The organism is Halococcus sp. IIIV-5B (assembly GCF_003602035.1).
Taxonomy (GTDB): Archaea; Halobacteriota; Halobacteria; order Halobacteriales; family Halococcaceae; genus Halococcus; species Halococcus salsus.
Genome location: NZ_QZWE01000025.1, coordinates 40,968 through 54,482, shown reverse-complemented (window position 1 = coordinate 54,482; position 13,515 = coordinate 40,968). Strand labels below are relative to the sequence as shown.

Annotated in this window: 15 protein-coding genes and 2 pseudogenes; 6 read left to right on the top strand and 11 right to left on the bottom strand. The window is 68.8% G+C overall.

Annotated elements, in window-relative coordinates:
• A pseudogene (locus D3261_RS15120) lies at positions 1 to 493 on the top strand (ZIP family metal transporter); the annotation flags it as partial.
• 71 nt (positions 494 to 564) lie between these two features.
• Positions 565 to 1,041 (top strand): redoxin domain-containing protein, encoded by a 477-nt coding sequence (locus tag D3261_RS15115; protein WP_120073763.1) that lies wholly within the window; start codon positions 565 to 567, stop codon positions 1,039 to 1,041.
• A 57-nt stretch (positions 1,042 to 1,098) separates the two neighbouring features.
• On the opposite strand, the gene D3261_RS15110 is transcribed toward D3261_RS15115, so the two are convergent.
• From D3261_RS15110 to D3261_RS15075, 9 genes and pseudogenes are all read right to left on the bottom strand, one after another.
• Positions 1,099 to 1,605, bottom strand: coding sequence for a YkgJ family cysteine cluster protein (locus tag D3261_RS15110; RefSeq protein WP_233554012.1), 507 nt, complete (start codon positions 1,603 to 1,605; stop codon positions 1,099 to 1,101).
• 55 nt (positions 1,606 to 1,660) lie between these two features.
• Positions 1,661 to 1,981, bottom strand: a complete 321-nt coding sequence (locus D3261_RS15105) for a transcription factor S (RefSeq protein WP_120073759.1) — start codon at positions 1,979 to 1,981, stop codon at positions 1,661 to 1,663.
• Positions 1,982 to 2,029: 48 nt separating this feature from the next.
• Positions 2,030 to 2,457: pseudogene (locus D3261_RS15100) on the bottom strand (low molecular weight phosphatase family protein).
• A 62-nt stretch (positions 2,458 to 2,519) separates the two neighbouring features.
• A complete protein-coding gene (locus tag D3261_RS15095; protein ID WP_120073757.1) occupies positions 2,520 to 3,188 on the bottom strand; it encodes an HD domain-containing protein in 669 nt (222 codons plus the stop codon).
• Positions 3,189 to 3,222: 34 nt separating this feature from the next.
• Positions 3,223 to 4,215: a beta-ribofuranosylaminobenzene 5'-phosphate synthase family protein gene (locus D3261_RS15090; RefSeq protein ID WP_120073756.1), complete on the bottom strand. Its 993-nt coding sequence runs from the start codon at positions 4,213 to 4,215 to the stop codon at positions 3,223 to 3,225.
• Positions 4,216 to 4,251: 36 nt separating this feature from the next.
• Positions 4,252 to 5,283, bottom strand: coding sequence for a glycosyltransferase (locus D3261_RS15085; RefSeq protein WP_120073754.1), 1,032 nt, complete (start codon positions 5,281 to 5,283; stop codon positions 4,252 to 4,254).
• A 70-nt stretch (positions 5,284 to 5,353) separates the two neighbouring features.
• Positions 5,354 to 5,629, bottom strand: a complete 276-nt coding sequence (locus tag D3261_RS15080; RefSeq protein WP_007691952.1) for a PadR family transcriptional regulator — start codon at positions 5,627 to 5,629, stop codon at positions 5,354 to 5,356.
• Between the two features lie 311 nt (positions 5,630 to 5,940).
• Positions 5,941 to 6,087 carry a hypothetical protein gene (locus tag D3261_RS20415; protein WP_192927943.1) on the bottom strand — a complete coding sequence of 49 codons (147 nt, stop codon included), beginning with the start codon at positions 6,085 to 6,087 and terminating at the stop codon, positions 5,941 to 5,943.
• Positions 6,088 to 6,125: 38 nt separating this feature from the next.
• Positions 6,126 to 7,055, bottom strand: coding sequence for a DUF1028 domain-containing protein (locus tag D3261_RS15075; protein WP_120073752.1), 930 nt, complete (start codon positions 7,053 to 7,055; stop codon positions 6,126 to 6,128).
• Between the two features lie 549 nt (positions 7,056 to 7,604).
• On the opposite strand from D3261_RS15075, the gene D3261_RS15070 reads away from it, so the two are divergent.
• Entirely contained in the window at positions 7,605 to 8,225 is a 621-nt protein-coding gene (locus D3261_RS15070; protein WP_120073750.1) for a methyltransferase domain-containing protein, read from the top strand.
• Positions 8,226 to 8,599: 374 nt separating this feature from the next.
• Here D3261_RS15070 and D3261_RS15065 read toward each other — a convergent pair whose 3' ends face one another.
• Complete coding sequence (locus tag D3261_RS15065; RefSeq protein ID WP_120073748.1) at positions 8,600 to 9,055, bottom strand: type IV pilin N-terminal domain-containing protein; 456 nt, start codon at positions 9,053 to 9,055, stop codon at positions 8,600 to 8,602.
• Positions 9,056 to 9,082: 27 nt separating this feature from the next.
• Entirely contained in the window at positions 9,083 to 10,507 is a 1,425-nt protein-coding gene (locus D3261_RS15060) for a hypothetical protein (RefSeq protein ID WP_120073746.1), read from the bottom strand.
• A gap of 103 nt (positions 10,508 to 10,610) precedes the next feature.
• Between D3261_RS15060 and D3261_RS15055 the strand changes: the two genes are divergently transcribed.
• From D3261_RS15055 to D3261_RS15045, 3 genes are read left to right on the top strand one after another with little or no spacing between them, the layout of a single operon-like run.
• Positions 10,611 to 11,711: a hypothetical protein gene (locus D3261_RS15055; protein WP_120073744.1), complete on the top strand. Its 1,101-nt coding sequence runs from the start codon at positions 10,611 to 10,613 to the stop codon at positions 11,709 to 11,711.
• 43 nt (positions 11,712 to 11,754) lie between these two features.
• Positions 11,755 to 12,549 (top strand): electron transfer flavoprotein subunit beta/FixA family protein, encoded by a 795-nt coding sequence (locus tag D3261_RS15050; protein ID WP_120073742.1) that lies wholly within the window; start codon positions 11,755 to 11,757, stop codon positions 12,547 to 12,549.
• A complete protein-coding gene (locus tag D3261_RS15045; protein ID WP_120073740.1) occupies positions 12,546 to 13,514 on the top strand; it encodes an electron transfer flavoprotein subunit alpha/FixB family protein in 969 nt (322 codons plus the stop codon). Before D3261_RS15050 ends, D3261_RS15045 begins: the two co-directional genes overlap by 4 nt.
• The last annotated feature ends 1 nt before the right edge of the window (position 13,515 follow it).

The window sequence follows — 13,515 nt, the reverse complement described above, 5'->3', positions numbered from 1 at the left end:
GTTCAGCCACCGCGACCTCCCGATCGAGACCACGACCGCTCAGCTCACCGCACACGCGCTCACGGCGGGGCTCGTCATCGGCGCGATCTACTCCCTGCTCCCCGACCTCGGCTTGCTCCTGGGACTGGGGATCGTCTCGCACAAGGGGCCCGCGGGCTACGCCGCCGCACGCCGGCTTCGGACGAAGGGCCGCTCGGTCGGTTCGCTGTTGCTCCCGGCGGCGGGGGTCGGGATCACGGCCACCGCCGTCGGCCTCCTCGACCCGTCCACCTCGATGGTGGCGAACGCCGCGGTGTTCGGGTTCGCCGCCGGCATCTTCCTCCACATCGCGATGGACTTCCTGCCCGAGTGCGAGGTCGGCAGCGAAGTCGCGTCCCTCGTCGGCAAGGGTGAGGACGACCACGCGCTGCTCGACCGCCTCCGGATCCACGGTGTCGCGAGCACCGCGGTCGGGGCGGGCGCGGTCTTCCTCGCGTGGCTCGTCGTCGGCTGAACGGATGTGGGTTGTGAGCACGCCTCTGTGAGGAGCCGTGGGTTCTTGTGGGCCGACCCCCAAACGCGCGTATGGTATCCGAAGGCGATTCCGCGCCCGACTTCACCGTCACGCTCGCCGGCGACGACCCCGAGGCGTTCACGCTCTCGGAGCACTTCGACGAGGCTCCGATCGTGCTCGCGTTCTTCCCCGGGGCGTACACGCCGCCGTGCACCAACGAGATGGTCGCCTTCCAAGAGGAGTACGACGGCTTCGACGGAGTCGGCGGCACCCTCTACGGCGTGAGCGCCGACTCGGCGTTCAGTCAGGCCTCCTTCGCCGACGAGTACGGCTTCGAGTTCTCGCTCCTCAGCGACATGGACCGCGAGGCGATCGGTGCCTACGACCTCGAGATAGACATCGGCGACCTCGGCCTCTACGGTGTCTCCCAGCGCGCGGTGTTCGTGGTCGATTCGGATGGCGAGGTCACCTACGCGTGGGTCGCCGACGACCCGACCAACGAACCCGACTACGACGAGGTTCAAGAGGCGGTCGAGGCGGCGGCCTGAAGCACGGACGACAACTCACGCAAAATTCTTCGCGCGCGACACACCGACCAGCCCTGGCTACGGCTCGATCGCGGTCTCGGGGTTCGCGATCGACCAGAGCCGCTCGGGCAGGAAGTCGTCGAGGTGGTCGATCACCCGCCGCTCGCTGACGTCGAGGCCCTCGCAGTGGTCGTGGGCTTCCTCGCGGATCGAGATGTGGAGGTCGTCGTCTTCGAGTTCGACGGAGAGGGGAAACACCGAACAGCGGACTGGCTTCCAGTCGTGTTCGGCGTGGAGCGCACAGAGGCCGTCGTCGCGGAGGAAGAAGCAGGCCGCGCCGTCGGGGGCTACGTCGTTCTCCCGGTCCTTCGGTTCGCGTTTGACGGCCTGCTGGCCCCGAAAGTCCACGGTGGCCTCGTTGACGTTCGCGCGTTTCGCGAGCCCCACGAGGTCGGGATCCGAGAGGAGTACTCCATGTTGACAGCACCAGGTACACGAATCGACGCACTTGAAGGTGAGGTCGGGGTCGAACTCCACGACCGCCTCACAGCCGGGATGAACCTCGATCCGCTGTCCGTCGGTCACGAGGGCTCTCCGCGACGCGTCCGCCAAAACCTTCCGGTCGGCGGTGGTTCGATGATTAGCTGTAACCCCGCCATCGGTGGCCGCACTCGGTACACTTGAAGAACCTCGTGGGTGGCTCGTCGGCCGATCCGGTTTGCTTGATGGTGTACCACGCCGTGTCGTTGCCGCACTCCTCGCATTCGATTTCGACGGTGGGTTTCCCCTCGTCGGCGGCGTCCTCGGTGGTCTCGATCACGTCGTCGAAGGTCTGGTCCTCGGTGCTCACGAACGCCGCCGCGCGCTCTTCGTCTTTGGCCACTCGCGCGCCACAGCCCGCACACACCATCTCGTCGCCGTCGGCGTGCATCATCGACCCGCACTCGTCGCAGAATTGCATACTGGAACTCGCCCCTCCGGCGGCAAAAGCACCCGGTCGGCGGTCGAGCTATCGCGACTCGGTCTCCAACTCGTCGAACAGACTCGCCACGCGCTCGCGGACCTCCTCGCGGATCGAGCGAACGGTCTCGACGTCCGCGCCGTGCGGGTCCGGCAGGTCCCAGTCGCGAACCTCGACCCCCTCGTCGAGGTCGAGCGTCGAACAGCCCATCGTCGCCACGTAGTCCGCCGAGTCGAGTTCCTCGTCGGTGATCTCGCGGGGGGTGCGGCCCGAGAGGTCGATCCCCGCCTCGTGCATGACCGCGACGACCTCGTCGTGGACGCCGTCGGCGGGGTGTGTGCCGCCGGTGAGGATAGTTATCTCGTCGAGCCCTCGCTGGTCGCGCTCGCGTTCGGCGAACGCGCTCGCCATCTGGGACCGCCCGGGTTCTGGACACAGACGAACGCGACTCGGGGCCCGTCGTTTCTGTTGGACACGGCTGCTCGTCGCGGGGTTGGGTCGCAGCGAGAATGAACGTTTGGGCCTTTGGCCCCTCCGGCTATCGCTCGCCGTACCACTCCGCCTGGAAACGTTCGACGAAGCGCTCGGTGAACGCGTGGCGTTCCTCGGCGAGCGCCCGCGCCGCCTCGGTGTTCATCTCGTCCGGGAGGTGCTGGAGTTTGTCGTAGTAGTGTTCGATCCCCGAATAGCCACCGTCGGGGTCCCAGAGCGGCGTGCCGTGGACCCCGCCGTAGGCGAAGTTCCGCGCGATCCCGACCGCGCCGATGGCGTCGAGGTTGTCGGCGTCCCGAAGGACCTCGGCCTCGACCGTCTCGGCGGGTCGCTCGATCCCGCGAAATTCGTACTCGTCGTGGACCGCGACACAGTGACAGACCGCGGGGACCTTGCTCGACGGGAACTCGGTCGCGCCGAGCACTTCCCGCACGTCCGGGAGGGTCTCCTCGGGATGGACGTCCTCGTCGTCGGTGCCTACCGTCCGGTGGATGTCGTGGGTCAGCGCGGCCGCGCCCACCACTTCGACGTCGGCCCCCTCCGCGTCCGCGAGGCGGGTCCCCAATCGAAACACCCGCCACGCGTGGTCGAGGTCGTGGCCCGAGGAGTCCCCGTCGTACCACGCCACCATCTCGTCGGCGATGGCCCGAAACAGCGCCCGCTCCTCGTAGTTCTCGTCCGATTCGTCCCTCGAAAAGGCGTCGAGATTCGTCACGAAAGTTCCTCGACCGGGACGAGGTAGCTACGACTCAAGTGGGTTTCGGCGGTCGGTCCCGCTCGACGTGTGCGCCCTCGTTGCGCGGCGCACACACGAGCACGTCGCCGTCGACGCCCGCCGCCGACAGCGCCTCGCGGGCGACCGTCCGTGCTTCGTCGGCACGCGCCTCGTCGGTGAGGCCGTAGACCGCGGGGCCCCAGGACGACTGGCCCGCGCCCGCGACCGCGGGCGAGGCCGAAAGCGAGTCCACGATGTCGCCGAGCGGCGGCCGGTAGACCCCGCCCTGTTCGTCGGCGTACCAGGTGCCGTTAAGCCGGCTCACCGCGGCGACCGCCCCACCGAAGCCCGCCCAGTCACCTTCGGCCGCGGCCGGAAGCAACCGCTGGGCGACGAGTCGGGCCACCTCGTCGGCGATGGCGGGGTCGGCGCGCTCGACCACCCGACCGATGCTCTCGGTCTCCTCGTCCCCGCATCGGCCCGACTCGATGTCGGGGATGACGACCACGAACCGCCACGAGCCGGGGAGCGCGTGACGTGCGACCGGTACGGGGACCGCCCACTCGCCCTCCGCCGGTGGCTCCGTGGTGAAGCGCTCAGCGTGGTGGCCCGCGTCGGCGACGAATCCCCCTTCCCGAAACGTCGCACAGCCGACCCCGCTCCGGCCGCCACGGCCGAGCGCCGGCGCACGCTCCCTGACCCGTGGCTCGCGGTCGTGGGCGCGCGCGACGGCCGTCAGGACGGCGAGCGCGAACTGCGTGCCGCTCCCGAGCCCGACGTGGTGGGGAATGCGTTCCTCGACCACGAGTTCGACCCCGGGAACGTCGAGGAGGTCGACGACGCGCTCGGCATACGTCGCTGCTCGCGCGTCGTCACAGCGGACCGTGTCGGCGGGTTCGGCCACGAGCACGACGCGCGGCGCGTCGAGCGCGACCCCGAGCCCGCCGTAGAGCCGCTCGCGAGCGAGCGAGAGGTTCTGGAACCCGAAGTGAACCCGCCCGCCGGCCGCGACCCTGACTCGCGTCATGTCGGGGACTCCGTGGGAAAGAGGGAAAGGTCGTCGTTACTCGATGCCGTCGAGGACCGCCGCCGCGGTTCGTGCTGCACCGTTCTCGTACTCGGGGGCGTCGAGCGGCTGGCCGACCGCGCGGACCACGTGACGGATCGAGTGTTCGACCTGGAAGCCGTCCAGCCCCGTGCGCTCGATCACGCGCGAGACGCCGTGTTGTTCGTCCGTGAACGGGTAGACGACACAGGGCGTGCCCGCGACGGCGGCCTCCATCACGGTCGAGTAGCCCGAACACACCACCTTGTCGGCGGCCCGGAGGTAGGGGAGGAGCGCCGGCACGCACTCCCAGTCGGGGCCGCCGACGAGGGTGACGTCGTGTCCCGCCTCCCGAAGGCGTTCGGCGAGCTCGCCGAATCCGGTCGAGTAGGCGCTCGGGACCACCAACACCTCGGACGGCTCCGGCGTGCCGGCGTCGTTCGGTACGGCGGCCGACCCGTCGGCGAGCACGCGCGTCGGTTCCCCCGTCGGCGACCGCACCCGGCCGTCAGACGAGAGGTCGAGCGCGATGGGCGGGACGTGGGTGATGCCGGGCGGGTCGCCGTGGTCGGGCGGCCAGATCGCGGGATAGAGGAACGCCTCGGCGGCGTGGATCTGGTGGCGGTGTAACAGCCAGGTGAACCCCTGTTCGATGACCGCGTCGTAGTACGACGAGGCGTTGTGCGAGCAGATGTAGAGCGGGATGTCGACGAACTCGCTGGCCATCGCGGCGAACATGTCGTCGGTGATCAGCGCGTCGGGGGACTCACGCCGAAGCCAGCCGACGTAGTCGGCGACGCGGCGGGCGCTGTTCGGGAGGCTGTGAACGAGGACATCGAGCAACGACCCGCCCTGGTAGTCGCCGATGAAGTCGACGCCCGCCGGCTCGAACTGGTCGTAGTCGTTGTGCTCGACGAAGCGTGCGCCCGGCCCGCCGCCGGCGAGCGTCACCTGCGCGCCGCGGGCTTCGAGCGCCGCTGCGACCGCCAGCATCCGGGTCGCGTGACCCGCCCCCTCGGGGTAGTATGCGACGGCCACCGTCGGAATCATCGTCCCTTTCTGTCACCGGAGGCCTCAAAACCTATTCGAATCGGCGAGAGAACCGCTTTCGGTCGGTCGCTCACACCTCGACGTACTGGGTCTCCCACTCGCGACGCGCCTCGATCTCGCGCTGGCCCCGCCGCGTGATGTTGTAGTAGTTGGTCCGTCGGTCGATCTGCCCCTTCTCGACCAGCCCCTTCTCGACCAGCGTGTCGAGGTTGGGATACAGCCGACCGTGATGGATCTCGGTCTCGTAGTAGTCCTCGAGCTCCTCCTTGATCGCCAACCCGTGTGGTTCGTCCTGACCCGCTATCGCGTACAACAAATCGCGCTGAAATCCCGTGAGGTCGTACATCGTCGTCCACCCCACGTATGTGTTTGAATATCATAAACATAACGGAGCTGTCGATGTCGGATACTCGACTGGTTTCGGCGTCGTCCCGGCGACGGTTCGTCTCACGGTGTCGTCGCCCTCGAAATCGGGGGTCGGGATACTCACGTCTCGTTGAGATGTCGTGTTCGAAAGGATGGAAAACGCCCGCGCGGGAGAAAAGCCCGCGGCGAGCGTTTGCCGCCCTGAATTGGTCCCCGCTGACGCTTCGGCCCTCCAAGCGAAGCGTCACTCGTATGCAACGGACAGTCACACTTAACCCTATCGACTGTGGGTCACATGTGTTCCTCTTCGAGCACCCAGCCGAGCGCCCGGCGGTAGTAGGTGAACATCCGCCGGACGCCCTCGTGGTTCATCGCTTCGTCGTCGAGCTCCTCGGCGAGGAACTCGTACTGCTCGCGGATCTCGGACTCGTCGCGCATACCTCACCCGTCGGGCGAGCGCCTAATGAGGCTGGTCCCTACGCGCGCTCGCGACCCGATAGTCCATGCCAGACCGCGTTCACTAGGCGCTCCTCGCCGCTCCCGTCGGCGTCGTCCCAGCCGCGCGCGAGCGCGTCCTCCAGCGCCCGAATCTCGTGGTTCTCGAAGTTGTTCGCGCCGCTGAAGGCCGCGAGCGCCGTGTCGCCCTCGCCGAGCGCTGTCGACGTACCCTCGCAGAAACCGGCCTCGTCGAGCGCCGCGGTGACTGCTTCGGCGGTCTCGCCGTCGAGTTCGTGGTACTCGTCGGGCGGTTCGCGTTCGAGCAGCGTGACGTCGTAGAGCCGGAAGACGCGTTCGAGTTCGTCGATCGGGTGGTCGTGGTCGTCGACGCGGACGTCGATCCAGCGGTCGTTGCCGCCGTCGTAGCCGCCCTCGGGTTTGACGACGTAGAGCGCCGCGGCCTGCTCGCCACGCGCGTCGCCACCCGCCTCGTTACCGGCGTGGAGCGCCGCGAGGAGACGGTCGGGGAGGCCGCCGTCGGCCGACTCGTAGGTCTCGGCCATCGCCTCGATGGTCGCGCGGTTCTCAAGGATGTTGCCCTGCACAGTATAATTCTCGCCTTGGATGTCGCCCGCGAACTCGAAGCAGCCCGCGCCGGTGAAGCCCGCGACGGAGCCGTCCTGACCGACGACCCCGACCTGGCGCTCGGCCGATTCGTCGTCGGATTCGGTGAGTTCGGCGACGACCTCGTCGGACGAGCGCCCCGCGCGGAGCAGGTCGAGACCGTCGGGGCCGTAGGCGACGTTCGCGAAGCTCTGGGTGGCGACCGCGCCCGCGTCGGCGCTCGCGAACGGGACGACCGAGCCGACGCTGACGAACTTCGACTGGACGGCGATCCCCACCGCGTCGGTCGCGGGGTCGCGCGCGACGATGGAGAACGTGCTCGTACGTGGTGGCCGGGCTGGCATACCGCCCGCTCCGGTCTCCCGACAAAAACCTGCTTCGCACGGCCACGCACCGGGATCCTTCCGGGAGATCGGTTCGATGGCGTCTTCGGGGCGGTGCGGTTGCGGTCGGAGTGGTTGGCGCGCGCTCGCGGTCGTGCGCGAACGGACGTGAGCGCCGACCGCGAACACTGTGCGAGGGATGAGCGAGCGAGGACGGGGTCCGGAGCGAAGCGAATCGGTTGGGGAGGCGTGTGGCCGTCGTGGGGCGGTTGCGGACAGGTAGTGGCTGCACCGCGAACGAGCGAAGCGAGTGAGCGCACCCGACGAGGAAAAAAGTGGGTGCGGGAGGCGTGTGGCGCGTTGCGGAGGCGGTGCGGTGGCGGTCTCTCGTTTGCACCGGGCTACTGGCGGTCATCGCTCGCTACAGTACCCCTATTCCACCCGTTGTACCCACACTCCAACACTCGTATCCGAAACGAAAGTCGAACTCGGACGCGAACCGGTCGGCCACTCACTACCCAACGAACCGACATCCCCAGCGTTATGGTCGTACCCCGCCACCACCGACCAATGGGCGTCCTCGAAAACAAGGCTCGGGCGCGGGTGTTCTACAAGTACCTCTCGCGGGTCTACGACGAGATCAACCCGTTCGTCTGGAACGAGGCGATGCGCGACGAGGCCCTCGATTGGTTCGACGTGCACGAGGACGACCGCGTGCTCGACGTGGGCTGTGGCACCGGCTTCGCCACCGAGGGGCTCCTCGAACACACCGACGACGTCCACGGCCTCGACCAGAGCCCCCACCAGCTCGAACGCGCCTTCGCGAAGTTCGGGAAGAACGACCGAGTCAAATTCTACCGCGGCGACGCCGAGCGGCTCCCGTTCGACGACGACGCCTTCGATGCCGTCTGGTCCTCGGGGTCGATCGAGTACTGGCCCGACCCCGTCGAGACGCTCCGGGAGTTCCGGCGCGTGGTGAAACCCGGCGGCCCAGTACTCGTCGTGGGTCCCGACGCCCCCCACACCTCGGTGTTCGGCGCGCTGGCCGATTCGATCATGCTGTTCTACGACGAGGACGAGGCCGACCGGATGTTCGACGCCGCGGGCTACGAGACCTTCGAACACCGTATTCAGCAAGCCAAGCCGGGGAGCCCGCGCGCCATCACGACGCTCGCCCGCGCGCCGGAGTGAATCGCGACGAGTGTTCCCGATTTCGAGTTCGTGAGGTCCTCCATCGTCCACACGACTGTGGTCTTGGAGATGCATCTTTCCGGGAACATTCGGCTGAGAAGACGTGGTGGTCACTGAAACCGCTCGAAGACCGCTTCGACCGCCAGTAGCCTGACGCAAACGAGAGACCGCCCCGCACCGCGACCGCCACCGCCCCGCTTCCGCAACGCGCCACACACCTCCCCAACCGACTGCGCTCCTCGGTCGTTCGCGTTCGCTCACTCCCTGCGGTGCTCATCCCTCGCACGGTGTCCGCCGTCGGCGACTCGCGTTCACTCGTCACCGACGACGAGCGCGCGCCACGGTGGTCGGTTCGGAGTCGTCGAGCGCGCTCGTCAGGTCCGTGCCGTCGCGACCGCCTCGCCGTCGACGGAGATCCGGACGGTCACCGTCGACCCGGCGGTGGGCTGTGGCGCGTTCGTGGTCGTCGCGATCGTCACCGACGCGACCTCGCCGGCGCTCCAGGTGTCGTCGCTCCTGCTGTTGAACGGGCCGCTCGGTGCGCCCCTGAAACCCACCATCCCCGCCGCCGGAACCCGCGGCTGGTGGTCGAGCGCTCGTCCGTCGACGAAGAGTCGAACAGTGAGGTCGTTCACGTCGAGGCTGTCGCCGCCCACGTGGGTGAGGACGACCTCGTTGCCGTTTCGGTCGGCGGTGATGGCGGCCGTCGGCGTGTGGTCCGTCCCGCCCCCGAGACCGATGACGAAGGCTCCGACGACCGCCGCGAGCACGAGGGTGACGACCACCAGTACCGCGACACCGACGACCGGAGCGACGCCACGCCGGGACACGCGACGGCATGGCTTCGTGTCCCTACTTCAACCTTCGGCGGGGCGGACGGCGGTGCTGGCGACCGCGGCCGTGGCCGTTCGCTCGGTCGTGTCGTTCCCACCGGTCGCGTTCGTCTCGGCGCTGGTGTCGGATCCGGCGGTTGCGTCGGTCCCGATGGTGCTGTCGGTCCCGACGGCGATATCCCGTCCGATGGTCGCGTTGGTGGTCACCGTGACGGCTCCCTCGCCCGTTCTCGCGGTCACCGAGAGGTTCCCGTGGGGCGCGACCGTCCAGAGCCGGCCGTCGTCGCCGGTGGCACCGACCGACTGGTTGTCGATCGCTATTCGGCCGTCGGCCGGCTCGCCGTCCGCGGTCGAGAGCGAGAGTTCGAGCGGGCCGGTGGGGTAGGTCCGGTTCACCTGCAACCGGAGGTCGTCGGTTCGATTTCGCACCGGACTCGCGGTCGGGACGCTCGATACGTCGATCCGCTGGTCCTCGGCGAACACCCGCCCGGAGGTTCGGTTGAGGTAGGTCGTCAGCACGCCCTGGTCGTGATAGAGCGTGAACGCGTAGATCCCCGCACGGCGGTCCCCGGCGGAGGTCGTCGAGGAGGAGTGGTTCCAGGCCCACGGATAGCTCGCCTGGACCCGATCCAGCGCGTCCTGGATCCCGGTGAGTTCGCCGGCCGTGGTGTTGTTCCGCTCGCCGGGGAGGGAGGCCTCCCGGAGGTAGGTGCCGTCGTCGACCGTCGCCAGCACGACCCCGACGTCGGTGGTCTCGACGTAGACTTGGAGGGGTTCGAGCCGCGTGGCGCGGGTCGCGTTGACGCCGTCGATCCCCACCGGCGCGTTCTCGATGCGGACCGTGTTCTCGCCGCGGAGCGCGCTCGCGATCCGCTCGCGGACGGGCCCTTCGAGCGCGCCGAGCTGGACCTGACGGTTCTGCGCCCAGTTGTCGACGGGCTGGCCGTCGATCTGGGCCCCGGCGAGCGAGTCCGCCCGGTCGGCCACCCGGTCCGCCGCGGTTCCGAGCCGCCCCGCCGCGATGTCGATGTACGCGAGCTCGACGACGAACTCACGGTCGGTGAGCGTGCCGTTGTTGTAGCCACGAACCGCGGCGGCCTGGCGGGCTCGGAGCCGGGCGATGCCGGTCTCGACCCGGGCGGCGCTGCGGTCGAGCTGCGTGCGGCGGGCGCTCGCGGCGTCGAGTTCGTTGGCCCGTTCGTCGAGCACGCGCTGTTCGAACCGGCCGTCGAGGTTGCGTGTGGCGAGGGTGAGCGTGGCCGAGACGTCGAGGGTCGCCCGTCGGTACGACGCGGTTTCGAGCGCGTCGGGATTCACGGTGAGCGACCCCGTGGTGTTCGACGACGGTGTCACTCCCGCCACACTCGGTGACACGGCTCCGTCGGCGACCGCGAACGCGGTTCCGGAGAGCAGACAGCAAACCAGCACCAGCGCGAGCGCGCGACGCATCCATCGGGACGGGTGCGCCGAACGCACAAAAACCATCGGGCCGGCGGTCGGCGGACACCTCAAGGATGGAAAACGTTTTCGCCGCGGCCCGAACAGACGGGGTATGCGCTCCCGGGCGGTGTTGGGGCTGGCGATCGTCGTCGTTGCCGTCGTCGCGCTCGCTGCACCTGTATCCGTCGCCGCGCAGTCCTCCGCGGACGAGCCGACGGCGACCAACGCCACGTCGACGACCACTATCGTCATCCAGCCCCAGCCCAACGGCGACGCACGGTTCAGCTTCGAGACCCGGTTCGTCCTCGACGACGCCAACGACACCGCGGCGTTTCGAACGCTGGGCGAGGCGTTCGAGGCCGGCGACGCCGGCATCTCCGCCTCGACCTTCCGGCGGGCCGCGAACACCTCCAGCGTCGCCACGGGTCGGTCGATGAACGTCACCAACGTGAGCCGAAACGCCACGATCGCCGCGAACGGGTCGGGCAGCGACGTCGGTCGCCTCACGCTCGGGTTCACCTGGGCCGAGTTCGCCCGGACCGACGACGGCCGGATCATGGTCGGCGACGCGTTCAACGGGACCCAGGGGACGTGGCTCCCGGGGCTGACCGAGCGCCAGACGCTACTCGTCAAATCGCCGTCGGGCTACGGCGTCATCCGGTCGCCGACAGGGGCCGGGTTCGCGAACGGCACCGTGAGATTCGAGGGGCCAGCATCGTTCTCCGAGGGGACCCCGGTCGTCTGGTTCGAGCGCCGTGGGAGCCAGCCCGCGACGTCGACACCGGGTTCCGACCCCGGTCTCTTCGGCTCGATCCCCCCGATCGCGGTCGGGAGCGCCCTGCTCGTGGTCGGTGCGGTGGTCGTCGGTGCCTACGCCATGACGCGACGCGACGATGACGAGCCGACTGGGTCGGATGACGGCACGGTGGAAGCAGCGCCGGCGGGGGCCGCCGACCCACCCGACCCGCCGGACGAACCCGACGAGACGACCGTCCTGGCCGACGTGGACGAGGAGCTCCTCTCGGACGAGGAGCGCGTCGAGCGGCTGCTCGCGGCGAACGACGGCCGGATGAAGCAGGCCTCGATCGTCGACGCCACCGGCTGGTCGAACGCGAAGGTCTCACAGCTCCTGTCGGCGATGGACGAGGACGGTCGGGTGAACAAACTCCGGATCGGGCGCGAGAACCTCATCAGCCTCCCCGACGAGGAGTGAGGCTTTCGGAACGGTTAACATCCGCGCGGCGACTGGATTTTTCATGAAGATCCTCGTGACGGTGGCGGAGGTGGCGGAGGTCGAGGACGACTTTGAGGTCGACGGCCTCGCTGTCGACGACCGGTACTTGACCTACGACCTGAACGAGTGGGACGACTACGCCGTCGAGGCCGCAGTCCAGATCCAGGAAGCCGGCGAGGACGTCGAGGTGGTCTCGGTGACCGTCGGCCCCGAGCGCGCCGACGAGACGATCCGGATGGCGCTCGCGAAGGGCGTCGACCGCGCGATCCGGGTCTGGGACGACGACCTCGCGGGGACCGAGTACCTCGACAGCGCGACCAAAGCCGAAGTCCTCGCCGCGGTCGCCGAGGAGGAGGACCCGGATCTCGTGCTGACGGGTGTCCAGTCGGGCGATTCGGCCTTCGGGGCCACGGGTGTGAGCCTCGCCGAGCGGATCGGCTTCGAGTGGGCCGCGGTCGTCAACGACCTCGACTACGCCGCCGGCGACGACGAGGCGTCGGTCCGCCGCGAGCTCGAAGGCGGCGTCGAGGAGCTCACCGACGTCGAGACCCCTGCGGTGCTCACGATCCAGACCGGGATCAACGACCCGCGCTACGCGAGCCTGCGAGGTATCCGCCAGGCCCAATCGAAGGAGATCGCGCCGAAGGCGCTCGCCGACCTCGGGCTCGATGCCAGCGTGACCGAGGGCGCGGTCTCGCTGGCCGAGCTCTACGAACCGGAGACCGTGAGCGATGCGACTGTGTACGAGGGCAGCGCCGAGGAGACCGCCGGGCAGCTCGCCGACCTCCTCCGCGACAAGGGGGTGGTCGAGGGATGACGGTGCTCGGTATCGCCGAACACCGCCGGGGTGACCTCCGCGACGTGAGCTTCGAGCTCGCCTCGGTCGGGCGCGAACTCGCCGACGCCACGGACAGCGAACTCCACTTGGCCGTCATCGGCGGCGAGGTCGAGGCCTTCGCCGACGACCTCGACCGCGAGGGCGTCGACGTGATTCACACGATCGACGAGGGTGAGGAGTTCAACCACGACGTCTACGTCCAGGCGGTCGAGGCGCTCCACGACGACCTCAGTCCTGAGATGCTCCTGATGCCCCACTCGGTGAACGGGCTGGACTACGCGCCGGCGGTCGCGAGTCGGCTCTCGCTCCCGCTCGTGACCGACGCGATCGGCGTCGAGCGGGACGACGGCCTCGCGGTCACCCGCGAGATGTACGGCTCGAAGGTCGAGACGGTCGTCGACGTCGACGCCGACCGGGTCGCGCTCACCGTCCGGCCGGGCGAGTGGCCACCCGTCGAGGGTACCGGCGATGCCGACGTCTCCGCGTTCGAGGTCGATATCGACGAGTCGCAGGTTCGTTCGACGGTGACGGGCTTCGAGGAGGTCGGCGGCGGCGACGTCGACATCGCCGACGCCGACGTGCTCGTCTCGGTGGGTCGGGGTATCGAGGAGGAGGAGAACCTCGCGCTGGTCGAGGCGCTCGCCGACACGCTCGGCGCGACGCTTTCGTCCTCCCGCCCGATCGTCGACAACGGCTGGCTCCCGAAGAACCGGCAGGTCGGCCAGTCCGGGAAGGTCGTCACGCCGGACGTCTACATCGCGATCGGTATCTCGGGGGCGGTCCAACACGTCGCCGGGATGAAAGGAGCCGAGACCATCGTCGCGATCAACGACGACCCGAGCGCGCCGATCTACGACCTCGCGGACTACGGGATCGTCGACGACCTCTTCGACGTCGTCCCCGCACTGATCGAGGCGTTCGGCGGCGAGCCGCCCGAGATATAAC

Bases quoted from the DNA above. Each gene is read 5' to 3' on its own strand.
- D3261_RS15085 (WP_120073754.1), bottom strand. From the start codon at position 5,283: ATGATTCCGACGGTGGCCGTCGCATACTACCCCGAGGGGGCGGGTCAC.
- D3261_RS15060 (WP_120073746.1), bottom strand. From the start codon at position 10,507: ATGCGTCGCGCGCTCGCGCTGGTGCTGGTTTGCTGTCTGCTCTCCGGA.
- D3261_RS15090 (WP_120073756.1), bottom strand. From the start codon at position 4,215: ATGACGCGAGTCAGGGTCGCGGCCGGCGGGCGGGTTCACTTCGGGTTC.
- D3261_RS15115 (WP_120073763.1), top strand. From the start codon at position 565: ATGGTATCCGAAGGCGATTCCGCGCCCGACTTCACCGTCACGCTCGCC.
- D3261_RS15070 (WP_120073750.1), top strand. From the start codon at position 7,605: ATGGGCGTCCTCGAAAACAAGGCTCGGGCGCGGGTGTTCTACAAGTAC.
- D3261_RS15045 (WP_120073740.1), top strand. From the start codon at position 12,546: ATGACGGTGCTCGGTATCGCCGAACACCGCCGGGGTGACCTCCGCGAC.
- D3261_RS15080 (WP_007691952.1), bottom strand. From the start codon at position 5,629: ATGTACGACCTCACGGGATTTCAGCGCGATTTGTTGTACGCGATAGCG.
- D3261_RS20415 (WP_192927943.1), bottom strand. From the start codon at position 6,087: ATGCGCGACGAGTCCGAGATCCGCGAGCAGTACGAGTTCCTCGCCGAG.
- D3261_RS15050 (WP_120073742.1), top strand. From the start codon at position 11,755: ATGAAGATCCTCGTGACGGTGGCGGAGGTGGCGGAGGTCGAGGACGAC.
- D3261_RS15055 (WP_120073744.1), top strand. From the start codon at position 10,611: ATGCGCTCCCGGGCGGTGTTGGGGCTGGCGATCGTCGTCGTTGCCGTC.
- D3261_RS15075 (WP_120073752.1), bottom strand. From the start codon at position 7,055: ATGCCAGCCCGGCCACCACGTACGAGCACGTTCTCCATCGTCGCGCGC.
- D3261_RS15105 (WP_120073759.1), bottom strand. From the start codon at position 1,981: ATGCAATTCTGCGACGAGTGCGGGTCGATGATGCACGCCGACGGCGAC.